At 66.9% G+C, this 14,197-nt stretch carries 15 protein-coding genes and 1 tRNA gene; 11 read left to right on the top strand and 5 right to left on the bottom strand.

The genetic code is table 11. The features are described 5' to 3' along the window. The first annotated feature begins 62 nt into the window (after positions 1 to 62). The 4 genes from birA to VZ068_RS19690 all read left to right on the top strand — a co-directional run bounded on the left by birA (position 63) and on the right by VZ068_RS19690 (position 2,961). Entirely contained in the window at positions 63 to 1,043 is a 981-nt protein-coding gene (gene birA / locus VZ068_RS19705; protein WP_349656242.1) for a bifunctional biotin--[acetyl-CoA-carboxylase] ligase/biotin operon repressor BirA, read from the top strand. Next, the gene (locus VZ068_RS19700) at positions 1,040 to 1,768 is read left to right on the top strand and encodes a type III pantothenate kinase (protein WP_259167037.1); all 729 of its coding nucleotides are present in this window, start codon (positions 1,040 to 1,042) and stop codon (positions 1,766 to 1,768) included. The genes birA and VZ068_RS19700 overlap by 4 nt, the downstream gene beginning before the upstream one ends. A 242-nt stretch (positions 1,769 to 2,010) precedes the next feature. Further along, positions 2,011 to 2,853, top strand: a complete 843-nt coding sequence (locus VZ068_RS19695; RefSeq protein WP_259167036.1) for an SPOR domain-containing protein — start codon at positions 2,011 to 2,013, stop codon at positions 2,851 to 2,853. Positions 2,854 to 2,885: 32 nt separating this feature from the next. After that, positions 2,886 to 2,961, top strand: a tRNA-Thr gene (locus tag VZ068_RS19690). Between the two features lie 464 nt (positions 2,962 to 3,425). Here the strand turns inward: VZ068_RS19690 and tmk are convergent. The 5 genes from tmk to VZ068_RS19665 form a co-directional block, all read right to left on the bottom strand. Then, positions 3,426 to 4,106: a dTMP kinase gene (gene tmk, locus VZ068_RS19685; protein WP_259167035.1), complete on the bottom strand. Its 681-nt coding sequence runs from the start codon at positions 4,104 to 4,106 to the stop codon at positions 3,426 to 3,428. A 479-nt stretch (positions 4,107 to 4,585) separates the two neighbouring features. Then, positions 4,586 to 5,125 (bottom strand): GTPase, encoded by a 540-nt coding sequence (locus tag VZ068_RS19680; protein ID WP_046965241.1) that lies wholly within the window; start codon positions 5,123 to 5,125, stop codon positions 4,586 to 4,588. After that, on the bottom strand, positions 5,122 to 6,039 hold the full coding sequence (locus VZ068_RS19675; RefSeq protein WP_259157190.1) for a hypothetical protein: 918 nt from the start codon (positions 6,037 to 6,039) through the stop codon (positions 5,122 to 5,124). The genes VZ068_RS19680 and VZ068_RS19675 overlap by 4 nt, the downstream gene beginning before the upstream one ends. A 94-nt stretch (positions 6,040 to 6,133) precedes the next feature. Continuing rightward, complete coding sequence (locus VZ068_RS19670) at positions 6,134 to 6,493, bottom strand: roadblock/LC7 domain-containing protein (RefSeq protein WP_259157189.1); 360 nt, start codon at positions 6,491 to 6,493, stop codon at positions 6,134 to 6,136. A 68-nt stretch (positions 6,494 to 6,561) separates the two neighbouring features. After that, entirely contained in the window at positions 6,562 to 7,014 is a 453-nt protein-coding gene (locus VZ068_RS19665; protein WP_259157187.1) for a roadblock/LC7 domain-containing protein, read from the bottom strand. 319 nt (positions 7,015 to 7,333) lie between these two features. Here VZ068_RS19665 and rocF point away from each other — a divergent pair, with 319 nt between their 5' ends. From rocF to VZ068_RS19630, 7 genes are all read left to right on the top strand, one after another. Beyond that, on the top strand, positions 7,334 to 8,257 hold the full coding sequence (gene rocF / locus VZ068_RS19660) for an arginase (RefSeq protein WP_349656241.1): 924 nt from the start codon (positions 7,334 to 7,336) through the stop codon (positions 8,255 to 8,257). A gap of 109 nt (positions 8,258 to 8,366) precedes the next feature. Beyond that, positions 8,367 to 8,519, top strand: a complete 153-nt coding sequence (locus tag VZ068_RS19655; RefSeq protein ID WP_039421598.1) for an entericidin A/B family lipoprotein — start codon at positions 8,367 to 8,369, stop codon at positions 8,517 to 8,519. Positions 8,520 to 8,597: 78 nt separating this feature from the next. After that, positions 8,598 to 8,732 (top strand): entericidin A/B family lipoprotein, encoded by a 135-nt coding sequence (locus VZ068_RS19650; protein WP_005989324.1) that lies wholly within the window; start codon positions 8,598 to 8,600, stop codon positions 8,730 to 8,732. A 246-nt stretch (positions 8,733 to 8,978) separates the two neighbouring features. Further along, complete coding sequence (locus VZ068_RS19645) at positions 8,979 to 9,188, top strand: CsbD family protein (protein WP_016904514.1); 210 nt, start codon at positions 8,979 to 8,981, stop codon at positions 9,186 to 9,188. A gap of 172 nt (positions 9,189 to 9,360) precedes the next feature. Next, positions 9,361 to 10,650, top strand: a complete 1,290-nt coding sequence (locus tag VZ068_RS19640) for a tryptophan--tRNA ligase (RefSeq protein ID WP_349656240.1) — start codon at positions 9,361 to 9,363, stop codon at positions 10,648 to 10,650. A gap of 199 nt (positions 10,651 to 10,849) precedes the next feature. Then, entirely contained in the window at positions 10,850 to 11,788 is a 939-nt protein-coding gene (locus VZ068_RS19635; RefSeq protein WP_349656239.1) for an MBL fold metallo-hydrolase, read from the top strand. Positions 11,789 to 12,435: 647 nt separating this feature from the next. Continuing rightward, complete coding sequence (locus tag VZ068_RS19630) at positions 12,436 to 14,088, top strand: M28 family metallopeptidase (protein WP_349657759.1); 1,653 nt, start codon at positions 12,436 to 12,438, stop codon at positions 14,086 to 14,088. Positions 14,089 to 14,197: the final 109 nt, after the last annotated feature.

Here is a 14,197-nt window from a genome sequence, read left to right as displayed (position 1 = left end):
CTCCCTCACGCAAGCCGTGCTGGGCGGCTGCGAAGGCTTGGCGCATACTTTCACGGATCGATTTGGGAACCGTTGCCGTGGACGACCGCGCGTTGCTGGCCAAACTTGCAAGCGGCCGGCTGTCCGGCGATGCGCTGGCGCGCGATGCCGGGTTGACCCGTGCCGCGGTGTGGAAGCGCATCCGGAACTTGCGCGCTGCCGGTGTCGACATCGACGGGCGGGCAGGCGATGGCTACCGCCTGGCCGCGCCGCTGGACCTGCTGGATGTTGCGCGTATCCGTGCCGCCATGGCGGCCGACGCGGCAGCGGGCCTGGCCGCGCTGGAGCTGGCCTGGACCCTGGAATCCACCAACACCACGCTGCTGGCACGCCCGGCACCCGAGCGCGGGGTGTCCGTGTTGCTGGCCGAGCGCCAGACCGGCGGGCGCGGTCGACGCGGCCGTCAGTGGACCTCGCCGCTGGCCGCACACATCTATCTATCGGCATCGCGCCGTTTCGGTGGCGGGTTGGGCCAGCTGGCCGGGCTGAGCCTGGCGGTAGGCGTGGCCGTGGCCGAAGCCCTGCGCGGGTGCGGGTTTGCCGATGTCGGTCTGAAGTGGCCCAACGACCTGCTGGCGCGCGGACGCAAGCTGGGCGGGCTGCTGATCGAAGGCGGTGGCGAGATGGCCGGCAATGCGCGCGCGGTGATCGGGCTGGGCTTGAACGTGCACATGCCGCCAGCGTCGGCCGCCGCCATCGACCAGCCCTGGGTGGATCTGGATACCCTGGCCGGCCGTGCGGTGGCGCGCGACACGGTGGTGGCCGCGGTGCTATCGGCGCTGTTGCCGGCACTGGACCTGTTCGAGGCGCAGGGGCTGGCGCCGTTTCTGGACCGGTATGCGGCGCTGGATGTGCTGAGCGGGCGCTCCGTGCAGGTCGAGGAAGCCGGGACTTTGCATCACGGCATCGCGCTCGGCCTGGCCGCCGACGGTGCATTGCGGGTGCAACTGGGCGAAACGCTGCGCCTGTTCCACTCCGGAGAAGTCAGTGTGAGACCTGCATGAGCGAGTGGTTGTTCGACCTGGGGAATTCGCGTTTCAAATACGCGCCGCTGCACGGCAACCGCGCCGGCGATGTGCAGGCGTGGGCGCACGGTGCCGAAGCGATGGATGCGGCCGCGCTGTCGGCGCTGCCGTCCGGGCGCATTGCGCACGTGGCCAGCGTGGCGGCGCCCGCATTGACGCAGCGGATGATCGCTTGCCTGCAGGAGCGCTTCGAGCAGGTGCGCATCGTGCGGACCATGGCCGAATGCGCCGGTATCCGCATCGCCTATGCCGACCCGGGCCGCTTTGGCGTGGATCGGTTTCTGGCCTTGCTGGGCGCACGTGGCGATGCGCCGGTGCTGGTGGCCGGGGTGGGCACCGCGCTGACCATCGACGTGCTCGGTGCCGATGGGCAGCACCACGGCGGGCGGATCTCCGCCTCGCCGACCACCATGCGCGAAGCGCTGCATGCACGCGCGGTGCAATTGCCGGCCAGCGGCGGAGTCTATGCCGAGCTGGCCAACGACACCGACGACGCGCTGACCTCCGGCTGCGATGGCGCGGCGGTGGCGCTGATTGAGCGCAGCCTGCACCACGCACAGTGTAGCCTGGGTGTGCCGGTGCGGCTGCTGGTGCATGGCGGCGGCGCGCCACCGCTGCTGCCGTTGTTGCCCGATGCCAGCTTCCGCGCGGCCTTGGTGCTGGACGGACTGGCGACCTGGGCGATGCATTCGTCCTCGCCGTAAAGCGCTGCCTTATGCGGGTTGGACGAGATGCGTCGGGCCCCCGTGGTCCGCATGGATATCCTGTGGTGGCGGGCTGCCTGGCGCGCCGGCGTCGTAGCCTCATGCAGAGCTGCGCGTTGCCGCCGGCCGGGGCAAGGGGGAGTGCGGTGGCGCGCCGAGCGTGCGTTGCGCGCATGCTGCAGTCGCGCCACGGGACGCTTCGCACTCGCCCCAAGCCGCATGACACGCTCTAAAATCGGCGCATGTACGTACGCGCGCTCATCGTTGTCCTGATCATCCTCAATGCCGGGGTGGCACTGTGGTGGGCCTTGCAGCCACCGCCGGCGCCACCGGCCGCGCCGCCGCAGCCGTCCGGGGTTGCCCGATTGGACCTGTTGCCGATGTTGCCGACCAGGGCGACAGCAGCGGTGCCGCGTCCCGACGCGGCGACCGCCGCGACCCCGGATGCCGCTGCAGCGGCTGATTCCACTGCGCCGGCCTCTGCGGCGACAGCAGCAGCGGCGGTGCCTGTGCCAGCGCCGGCGGTGGCCGAGACCGCCGCGCGTCCAGCGGCAGCGAACAGCACGACCAGATCTGTTGACGAAAGCACCGCCCGCGCCAAGCCGGCTCCAGCGCCGACACCGCCGGCCGCCCCGGAGCGCTGCGTCAGCGTGGGGCCGTATGCGGCACGCAGCGAAGCCGATGCCGCACTGGCGCGTGTCCGCGGCCAGGCCAGCCGCGCCGGCGTGCGCGAGGACACCGACGCCGGGGTCAGCACGTTCCGGGTGATGTTGCCCAACGTGGGCGACCGCGCCGCGGCGCAGGCCCTGGTCAAGCGCATTGCGGCCGCCGGCATCGGCGACTACTACGTGATTGCGCAGGGCGAGGACAACACGGTTGCGCTGGGGCAGTATCAAAGCCGCGAGCGCGCGGAGCGGCGTCAGGCCAGTCTGGTCAGTGCAGGCTTTCCGGCGCAGTTGGTGCCCAGCGGCAACGGTCAATCGCGCTGGTGGATCGATGTGCGCAGCACGGCGGCGGCCGCGGCCTTGCAGAGCGCTGCGGGTGCAACGCGTCAACGATCGCTAGATTGCGCCGCGCTGCGCTAGAATGCGCACCGGCGCGCAACGCGCCCACCAGTGCCGGCATAGCTCAGTTGGTAGAGCAACCGCCTTGTAAGCGGTAGGTCCCCAGTTCGAATCCGGGTGCCGGCACCATCTTGGACACTCCCATCAAGCTTTCGATCGCGCGTGCTGCTGGCGCGCTCGCTGCGTTGTGTCTGTGTCATGCGGGAGCGTGCGCGTGCCTGTGGGCAGGTCGACCTTCGCGTTGATGCCTGGCGGTGGCGTCGATGTCGTCGCACGCCGTTCCCGTACCCCAAGGACTGTTCCGGCCAGAACAAACGCGGCGCGCGTTTCGATACTTTTCGCAAGGGCAGGTGTGTCGGGCGGACGGGGTAGTGGCGCGCGGGCGGGCAGGTCCATTCGCAGGACACCTGCGTGCGGCGATGTCCGCTGCGACGCTGTGGTCTCGACGTGGCTGCGTGCCCGGACCCTCCCCCCAGCGCCTTTCCCGGCGGGAGATGGGCTGGGTCACCGGTAGGGCGCGTTATCGGTGTGAGGCGTGGGTGTCGTGTCGGATTGGGCCGCCAGGAGCACGCGACCTCTCCCTGGCGTGGCGATCAGGCAGGGCGGCCCGCTGACAGCAGGTCCAGCGCGGCCTTGCCGGCGTCTGCGTGCGCGTCGTTGCTCAGGCGCTCGGACAGGGCGGCAATGACGATGGTCAGAGCCTGACGCAGCACGCTATCGGCATCGGCGCTGGCGTCCACCACCTGTTTGCCGGGCAATTGCAGCGCGTTGAAGATCGCGCGGCAGCGTTCCAGGTTGTCCTGGGTTTCGAAGTGGTTGGGCGCGTCGCCACGGGCGCGGATGCGGGCCAGGCCGGTGGGCGGCGGCAGGTCGAGCAGCAACAGCACGTCCGGGCGCGGGGCAAAGGCGTTGCGCTCCAGCAGCGCGTCCAGCGGCAAGCCGGCAGCGCCCTGGTAGGCCACCATCGACGGGAAGTAGCGGTCCAGGATCACGACCTCGCCGCGTGCCAGCGCCGGCGCGATCAAGCTGTCGACGTGTTCGTGGCGGTCGCGGATCAGCAACTCGGCTTCTTCATCGGCGCTGAGGCGGCCGGTGGCGGCGGATTGCCGCAACTGCGTGCCCCAGGGGCCGTTGGTCGGCTCCTTGCTGGAGACCACGCGTGCGCCAGCTGTCTGCAGGGCGGCCGCCAGGTTGCGCGCAAGCGTGGTCTTGCCGGCGCCGTCGATGCCTTCGATCGCGATCAATAGCCCGCCGGGCTTCAGTTCGATTGTCATCGCGCTACTTTATCTGATCGTGGCAATGCAGCAGTAGCCGGCGATCTGGCAGGGCGGTCATCAGGCAGTTGCTGCGGGCGTTGGATCGAGCAACTGCACCGAAGGGCGGGTGCACGACGACCTGAGCAGACATGCGCACATTGCGGCGGCCAGCGGCGATGGCAGTACACCGTCGGCAGGCAGCAGTGGTCGCCGTCGCCGCTATTGCCGATGCTGTATCACGGGTATGTCTTGCGCGATGTCGGGAATGTCCCGATGTCCGCGCTTCTGTCCGCTGGGCATACTGAATAAGTCAGACGCAGCGCTCATTCGTAGTACGACTGAGTCGCGTTTCTGGCTTCAAGGAAGAAGGACGCGTCGCCGCCACCCTAGAGGCGGCATCCCCCGCGTGACGCCCGCTCAGGCCCGTCGTGACCGGATTCCTTGTTTATTTTTGCGCGGCTCACCGCCAGCCCGCCGCAGCGGACCCGCGCCGGTGATCAGCTTGCCGAGGTATAGCGATAGGACAGCAGCGATTTCACCAGGAAGGTGATCTGGGTGGCAGAGCGCGCATCCACGCGCATCACCGGAATACGAAAGCCTTCGGCCGCCAGCGCATCGCGAAATGGCGGCAGCAGAAAGTCCTCGACCTCGTCGGTCATGGTGATGCCCACCGCCAGGCTGGCGTCCGGTGCGATCTGCGAAAACTCACCCAGCAGCGCCAGGGTGGCCTGCAGCATCTGCGGGTCGCGCGCATTGGTCAGCACGATCACGCCCAATGCGCCGTCGCAGACCAGCGGCCACATGAAATCCAGATATTTCTGCCCAGGCACGCCGTAGACGTGCAGCAGCTCGCCGTCTTCCAGCTCGATGGAGCTGTAGTCCAGCGCGACCGTGGTGTAGGTCTTGTCGCCGTAGGCATCCTGGCTGAGCGGCATTTCGGTGCTGACCGGCTCCACGTCGGAGATGGCGCGCACCGCGGTGGTCTTGCCGGCACCCATGCCGCCAACGAACACCAGTTTGTTGGCTGGAAGACTCATGACTGCGCCTGAGAAAGAGAGAGGCCAAACCGACGTGCGACCCAGGAAAAGAACCGGGAATTGCTGCTGTCCGGACGACGCGGCGTTGAAGGCACGGAAATCTCCGCAGTCTGGGCAAGGCCGCTGGCAAGTGCAGCGGCGAACAGGCATTCCACCGTCTGCAGCGGCAGCTTGCAAGCATTGGCCAGCGCCTGCGGGCGCCACGGGCGCGCATGCAGGTGAGCGATGGCCAGCAGGTGCGCAGGCGAACTTGTCTCTGCGCTGAGTTCAGGCCACTGCCGTAGCTGCAACGCATGGCTGGGTTCCACTGCCGGCAGCGCGGGGCGCAGGTGCTCGGGCAAGGCGAAATACAGCGCTTCGAACGAGAGGCGTTGCGTCAGTGCGGCATCGGCGTCGTCGGCCACGCGCTGCCAACCGGGCCGATCCAGCGCGGCAACGAGCTCGGGCAGCGACACGCCGGCTGGCAGGTGCATGCAGCGACCGGATGGATCCACGCGCACCTGCAGGCGCGCATGCCGCAGCAGCACCGGGCCTGCGCCGAATTCGCCGCGGCAATGGCGCAGCAGCAGCGCCGGTTCGGCGACCTGTGCGGTGTGTGGCGAGGACAGCAGCAGACGCATCTGCTCGTTGAGTTCGCGCACGGTGGCACCGTGCTTGAGCCAGGCGCCGGCAACAGGCGTGCGCGAAACCACCAACACACGCACCGGCTGGCCTTGCAATGCCTGCCATGCAGCAAGACCGTCGGCCGTTTCCAGGCCCAGCACCACCACGTCGGCCGCGTGCTGCGGCCATTCGCCCAGCTGCACGTCGATGCGCTCGGCAAGCAGCAGCGAGCACGCCAGTTTCAGGCGCGTGGTGTGCAGCAGGTCCAGGCCGGCCGTGGCGACCCGCATGGCGTGGATGGGTGTGGTCATGGGAGGGCGCCGTCGGGGCGCAACAGAACGGCGACGCCTGCCGGTCCGCACCGGCAGGCAGGGTCGGTGACGCGGAGGCGCCGCCGGTCAGGCATCAACCGAAATCCAGGGTCTTTTCGAACGCCTTGAGCTCGTGGCGCGCCATGGCCAGATTGGCCTTGGAGCGGTCCAGCACGACATACAGAAACAGCGTGCCGTTGCTTTCGAGCGGACGCAGCAGGTGGTACTGGCGCGACAGCGTGATCAGGATGTCTTCGATCGTGTCGTGCAGACCGAGCTGCTCGGCGATGCGGCGTTTGGCACGCACCACTTCGGTGTTGCCGGCCGCAGCCAGCTCGAGGTTGAGTTCGGTGCCGCCGGTCATGCCCAGGGCCATGCCGCTGTCGCTGTCGACCAGCGCGGCGCCGACAAAACCGGCGAGCGAATGCAGTTGTTCCAGATTGAGTTTCGACATCGGTGGTCCCCTTCCAAACGGTGAGAAAAATTGGTGCGCTCGTGCAAGCACAAACAATGCCAACGGCATCAGCCGGCCGGCTGCGCCAGTGCAGTGGCCAGGCGGCCGGCGCAATCGCGCGCGTTGAACAGCAGTGCGGCGGCATTGAGGTCGGCGCTGCCCACGGCGGTCAGCGTCAGCGGTTTGTCGGCCCGGATGCGGATCAGCACCAACTGCCCGCCACGCGTGCTGATGGTGGCGTAATCGGCTTCGCTCAGGCTCGACTCGCGCGCCAGCGTCTCGCCCAGGGTCAGGAACGAATTGGCCATCGCGGCCAGGCGACGCCCGTCCACACCCAGGCTGGATTGCTCGGTGATGGCGCGGCCATCGGCGGTAGACAGCATCAACAGCCGGATACCCGGCTCGCGCTCGATGGTCTGCGCGAATTCGCGCCCGATCCGGTGCAGGTCGTACTGATGCGACGCCCGCGCGACCTCGCCCACGGCAGCCTTGACGACCTGGTTGACGGCGTTATGCGGCATGAAACTCCCCTGTTGCTGATGGCCCGAGCGCGTACGTGATGCGTGTCCTGCGCTGGCCGGCGCACCATACCATCGAGGTATTAGAGCGCAGTCACACCAGCCTCAGGCGCTTAACTGGGCGGTCAGACAAGCAGAATGTGCAAAGTCCAGCGCGCCACAAACTGCCGTGGCACGTCACTGTAGCGGCGCGTCGAGGCAGATCTAAACCTGTTCGTTTTGTCTGCAGACAGATGCAATCCCCATGCCGTGCTGCGCTGCCGCGCGTCACTGCGCGGGCGCGCCACTAGACTGCACGGCTTTATCGATGCTGGAGCAATACATGGCAACGCAGTACGTGCCGGTTTCCCTGATTGGCGTTCCCACCGACATCGGTGCCGGCCACCGCGGCGCACGGATGGGGCCGGAGGCGCTGCGCATCGCCGGCCTGCAGGAGGCCTTGATCGGCCGTGGCGTGGAGGTGCGCGACCTGGGCAACCTGGACGGCCCGCGCAATCCCTGGCAGGCGCCGCAGGCCGGTTACCGCCATCTGGACGAGGTGGTCGCCTGGAACCAGGCGCTGATGGACGCCAGCTACGCCGAGCTGCAGGCCGGACGCATGCCGATCATGCTGGGCGGCGACCACTGCCTGGGCATCGGTTCGATCACCGCGGTGGCCAGGTACTGCCGCGAGCAGGGGCGCCCGCTGCGGGTGCTGTGGCTGGATGCGCATTCGGATTTCAACACCAGTGAAGTGACCCCGTCTGGCAATGTGCACGGCATGCCGGTGGCCTGCCTGTGCGGGTTGGGCCCGCAGGCGCTGACGCACCTGGGTGGCAGTGCGCCGGCGCTGCTGCCCGAACAGGTGCGGCAGATCGGCATCCGCTCGGTGGACCCGGAAGAAAAACGCCTGATCAAGCAGCACCGCATCGACGTCTATGACATGCGTTACATCGACGAAGCGGGGATGAAGCGCACCATGGAAGCCGCGCTGCAGGGCATGAGCGCCGACACCCAGCTGCACGTGAGCTTCGATGTGGATTTCCTGGACCCCAGCATCGCGCCGGGCGTGGGCACCACGGTGCCGGGCGGCCCCAATTACCGGGAGGCGCAACTGGTGATGGAGATGATTGCCGATACCGGGCGAATGGGCTCGCTGGATATCGTCGAGCTCAATCCGGTACTGGACAACCGCAACGCCACCGCCGAGCTGGCGGTGGATCTGGTCGAAAGCCTGTTCGGCAAGTCGACCCTGATGCGAGATTGATCCAGCGCTGAACGCAGCGTGCCCTCGTTCACATCAAATCCACGTCCGCGCAGTCAGATTTGGCGCCAAGCGAGGTGCGTTGGCACCGGGCGCAGACCGAGGAAGAGCAATGAAACGACTGCTGACACTAATGGTGCTGGGCCTGTTCTCGGCCGGCGTGATGACGGGCTGCAACACCATGGCCGGCGCCGGCAAGGATATGCAGGGTGCGGGCGACAAGGTCGAAAAGACCGCCGATAAATGCAGCGACGGTAAGTGCTGATTCGTCACCGTCGCGTGGCACGTGTTTGATGTGATTGATCTGCGGCAACACGCCGCTTTACCCACGAAGGAGTTTGTTATGAAGCGTGCAATTGTGCTGCTGGTGCTGTCGATGTTCTCGGTCGCGATGCTGTCGGGTTGCAACACCGTCGCAGGTGCTGGCAAGGACGTGCAGGGTGCCGGCGAGAAAGTGGAAGACGCAGCGCGTAAGTGATCTGACGCCGCATGCAACAAAAAACGGGCCGCAAGGCCCGTTTTTTTTGTCCGGCATCGGGCGCGCTCTGGCCGATGTGCACCGCATCGCCGCCGTCGCCCCGCCTGCCTGCGGATGTGGCACAACGCTGCACGCGCCTGTTCAGTGCGGTGATCGCCGGCTTGACACCTCTTGATGCACAACAAACGCGCGCGTGGGCAACCTGCCGGCACGGTCAATCGCGGCCGCATCAGCGGAGTCAACGCAATGAACACTGACATCATTTCCGGCAAGTGGACCCAACTCAAAGGCAAGGCACAGGCCAAGTGGGGCGACCTCACCGACGACGATTTCAAGGTTGCCGAAGGCAATGCGGAATATCTGCAGGGCAAGCTGCAGGAACGCTATGGCTGGGACCGCGACCGCGCCCAGACCGAGGTCCGCGCGTTCGAGAAGTCGCTGCGCGACGACACCTGATCGGCAGGCACTCGCGCTCCCGCAAGGTGAGCGAGAGTGCCCGGTACCGATGCACGCAACGGGCCGCGCTATGCGGCCCGTTGCGCGTCTGGCAGGGACGTCGTCGGTGGTGATGGGATGGGCAGCACGCGGAACCGTTAAACTCGCGCGCTGACTCCCTGGCATTACGCAGATGACCACTCGCGTTCTCACCGGCATTACCACCTCCGGCACCCCGCACCTTGGCAACTACGTCGGCGCGATCCGCCCGGCCATCCAGGCCAGCGCTGGCGACGACGCGGAGAGCTTCTATTTCCTGGCCGACCTGCACAGCCTGATCAAGGCGCAGGATCCGGCGCGCACGCAGCGCTCCACCCTGGAAATCGCCGCAAGCTGGCTGGCCTGCGGCCTGGACCCGGACAAGGTCTGGTTCTATCGCCAGTCCGATGTGCCCGAGACCACCGAGTTGATGTGGTTGCTCACCTGCGTGGCCGGCAAGGGCATCCTCAATCGCGCCCATGCCTACAAGGCGGCGGTGGACAAGAATCGTGCCGACGGTGAGGACGACGATGCAGGCGTGAGTGCGGGCTTGTTCATGTACCCGGTGCTGATGGCGGCGGATATCTTGATCTTCAACGCGCACAAGGTGCCGGTGGGGCGCGATCAGATCCAGCACATCGAAATGGCGCGAGATTTTGCCCAACGCTTCAATCATGTGTACGGCCGCGACTTCTTTACCCTGCCCGATGCGGTGATCGACGAGCAGGTGTCCACCTTGCCGGGCCTGGATGGCCGCAAGATGAGCAAGAGCTACGGCAATACGATTGCGCTGTTCGCCCCGCGCGAGGAACTGCGCAAGCTGGTGTTCTCGATCCTGACCGATTCGCGTGCGCCGGGCCAGGCCAAGGACACGCAGGGGTCGGCGTTGTTCCAGCTGTATCAGGCTTTCGCCACGCCGCAGGAAACCGCTGCATTTGCCCAGGCATTTGCCGACGGCATCGGCTGGGGCGATGCCAAGCAACAGCTGTTCGAGCGGATCGATCGGGAGATCGCGCCGCTGCGCGCGCGTTACGAAGCATTGATGGCCGAGCCGGCCAAGATCGAAGCGATTCTGCGCGCCGGTGGTGCGCGCCTGCGTGCGCGCTATGCCACGCCACTGCTGGCCGAGCTGCGCAATGCGGTGGGTCTGCGCGATCTATCCGATCAGGCCGGTCCTGCGGCCGCGCAGGCGGGCGAGAAGATCGCCTTGCCGGTGTTCAAGCAATACCGCGAAAACGATGGCCAGTTCTATTTCAAGTTGAACGATGGGGCCGGTGCGCTGCTGCTGCAGAGCGACGGTTTTGCCTCGCCGCGCGATGCAGGCCAGCTGATCGCGCGGCTGAAACAGGCCGGGCAGGCCAGCGATCTGCAGTTGCCGGGCGTGCATGCGCAGGCGCACGTCGATGCGATTCTTGCGGCGATCCAGGTGCTGCGCGACGCGTGACCGAGGCACGCGCGCAAGCGGCGGCGGCAGCCTTGCACGCGTGCTGATCGCATCCCGCGTGCGGCGCCGAGATCGATCACGTCGCCTGCCAGGTGTTTGAATCACTTGCGTTAATTCATCGTTGCCTGGAACCGTCGGCACACCGCGCACGCAGTGCCTGCGCCTACACTGCGGCTGTCTTCATCGTCACGGGGCAGGAATGACAGCACTGGCCGATTCCAGCATCCACACCGTCGACACCGGCTTCGGCGGCGTGCAGTTCGACGCGGCGTATCTGATTGTCGAGGCGCAACGCGGGGCGTTTGTCGATTGCGGGACCTCGCTGTCGGTGCCGCACATGTTGGCGGCAGTGCAGGCGGCCGGATTGACGCCTGCGCAGGTGGAATGGTTGATCCTGACCCATGTGCACCTGGATCACGCCGGCGGTGCCGGGGCCTTGCTGCAACATCTGCCCAATGCGCGCGTGCTGGTGCATCCACGCGGTGCGCCGCATCTGATCGACCCCGCACGCCTGATTGCCGGCGCTACCGCGGTGTATGGCGAGGCGGAAATGGCGCGCAGCTACGGCGAGATCGTGCCGGTGCCTGCCGAGCGCGTGGTGGAGGCGGTCGATGGTCAATCGGTGCTGCTGGGCGAACGTGCGCTGCGCACGATCGATACGCCCGGACATGCGCGCCATCATCTGTGCGTGTGGGACGCGCGCAGTCGCAGCTGGTTCACCGGCGACACGTTCGGGCTGTCGTATCGCCAGCTCGATAGCGCGCAAGGCGCCTTCATCGTGCCGACCTCCTCGCCGGTGCAGTTCGAGCCGGAGGCGATGCTGCAGTCGATCGCCCGCTTGATGGAGGTTGCGCCGCAGGCGATGTATCTCACCCATTACGGTCGGGTCACCGCGCCCGAGCCGCTGGCGCGCGCATTGACGCAGCAGATCCATGCGATGACCGAGATTGCGCTGGGCTGCGCAGCACGTGCGGACCGTCACCGCTGCATGGTGGCGGCGTTGACCGAGTTGTATCTGGAGCGCGCGCGCCAACATGGTTGCCGCCTGGACGATGCGGCGGTGGAGCAGTTGCTGGCCATCGATATCGAGCTCAATGCACAGGGCCTGGCGTGCTGGCTGGATCGCGCGACGCGCTAGCCTCTTGGAGTAGCTGGCACTTGCAGCGTGTCCCGCGATGGTGGGTGGATAAGGCCCTGCAGCAAGTGACAGACCAACTGCCCCACAACTGCACCATCTACGCTAGCCAATCATTTCCGGATGCCGAGATTTCGCGCCTTGCGGGCGCGGGCTATCTTCAAGCCTGGTGAGTCGAGTGCGCGGTGCCCTCACCGCTTGCGGGACACGCCGTGACCCGTCCATGGGAGCTCGATGGCGGCACCCATGCCGCCAACGGTCCGGCAAGCGGCGAGGGCACCGCACCAGACAGGTTGTCGGTGACCCTCTTCAACGCTCCATCATTGCTCGGCTTGAAGCGGGAAGCTCACCGCGCACGCAGCCATATCGACAGTGTCAGTGATGGCCAGATCACAAACACGCACACCGTCCATTTCGACGGTCGTTGCCCGCGCGCACCATCGCGGAAGGTCCTATCGGGACGTACGGGCGGGGTGCTCTGCGATGGCGTGCTGGCCAGCGTCCTGGCGCCAAACCAGGAATCGTCTGCTCTCAGCCAAGCGTCCAGCTCCTCCGATTGGATGCAGTGTCCTGGCATACCCCTCCAGTGTTGGCCGCGCGCTTGTAAACTGTGTGTCATCTACCTGTTGCAAGGCCTTGCCGTGAACCCGATGCGCATCCTGTTGTTGTCTGCCTGCCTGTTCGTGGGAGGTGTGGCGCAGGCCGCCAACGATCTGCCCGGTGGCGGCATCGATGCCGAGGCGTTGTCGCGGCACGTGCGGCTTCTGGCATCGGATGAATTCGAAGGCCGTGCGCCGGCCAGCGCCGGCGAGCAGCGCACGGTCGATTATCTGGTCGAGCAGTTCAAGGCCGCGGGCGTGCAGCCGGGTGGCGAGCAGGGTGGCTGGACCCAGGCCGTGCCGCTGGTCCGTGCGCAGGTGGATGGCCCGGTCGGGGCGATGTTGCGTGTGGGCGGCAAGACGCAGGCGTTGGTCAACGGTACCGATGTGACCTTGCAGAGCCTGCGGCCGATCGACAAGGTGGCGTTGAAGAATGCGCCGCTGGTGTTCGTCGGCTACGGCATCAGCGCGCCGGAGCGGCAGTGGGACGACTACAAGGGCGTGGACCTGCGCGGCAAGATCGCCGTGGTGCTGATCAACGATGCCGACTTCGACACCGCACAGCCCGGTGCGTTCGACGGCAAGGCGGTCACCTACTACGGCCGTTGGACCTACAAGTACGAAGAAGCCGCTCGCCGCGGCGCCGCCGGTGTGCTGATCGTGCACGAGACCGCGCCGGCCGCGTATGGCTGGGCCACGGTGCAGAGCTCGGGCCTGTCGCCGTTGTTCGATATCGAACGCAGCGATGCCGATGCCCGCGCGCAGCATGTGCCGGTGCGCGGCTGGATGCAGCGGACCCTGGCCACGTCGCTGTTCAAGCAGGCCGGGCTGGATTTCGAACAGGCCAAGCAGCGCGCGCAACAGCGCGACTTCGTACCGATGCCGCTGGGCGATGCCACGTTGTCGGTGGACTTCAAGCTCAAGCGCGAACGCGTGGTGACGCATAACGTGGTGGCCAAGCTCACCGGCAGCCAGCATCCGGACGAGACGGTGATCTTCTCCGCGCACTGGGATGCGTTCGGGATCGGCAAGGCCGATGCCAGCGGCGACACGGTGCGGCGCGGAGCAGTGGACAACGCCACCGGCGTGGCCAGCGTGCTGGAACTGGCGCGCGTGTTCGCCGCCGGCCCCAAACCGCAGCGCACGCTGTATTTCATTGCATTGACCGCCGAAGAAAAGGGCCTGCTCGGCGCCAACTATTACGCCGCCCATCCGCTGGCGCCGTTGGACAAGACCGTGGCGGTACTCAACATGGAGATGTTCAGCCCGGATGGCCCGACGCGCGATATCGCGTCGTGGGGCCGTGGCCGCGTGTCGCTGGAAGGCGATCTGGAACAGGCAGCCAGGGCGCGCGATCGCACCTACTCGCCGGACCCGAATCTGGAAGCGGGCTTCTTTTACCGCGCCGACCATTTCGCCTTCGCGCGTATGGGCGTGCCGGCGATCACTGCAGGCCCGGGTCTGGACATGCGCAAGGGCGGCGTCAAGGCGGGCAAGGCGTTGCGCGATAAATACTTTGCCGACTGCTACCACCAGCCCTGCGACCGCTGGACCCCGCAGTGGGATGCCACCGGGCATGCGGCTGATACCACGCTGGTCTACGACGTGGGCGTGGCGCTGGCCAACGGCCGGCAGTGGCCGAGCTGGCAGGATGGCTCGGAGTTCAAGGCCATCCGCGCCAGGAGCGATGCCGCGCGCAAGTAAGGCCTGACTGGTGTGACGCCCGGCGCGGCTTTACCGGCCCGGGCGTTGCGTGGCCATCGCTGGCCGTGCACGCTGCCTGCAACGGCCCGGGCGCGGAGCATCGGCTGCG

The organism is Xanthomonas sp. 10-10 (genome assembly GCF_040182365.1).
GTDB classification, from domain to species: domain Bacteria; phylum Pseudomonadota; class Gammaproteobacteria; order Xanthomonadales; family Xanthomonadaceae; genus Xanthomonas; species Xanthomonas arboricola_F.
This window is presented reverse-complemented; position numbering and strand designations above follow the sequence as displayed.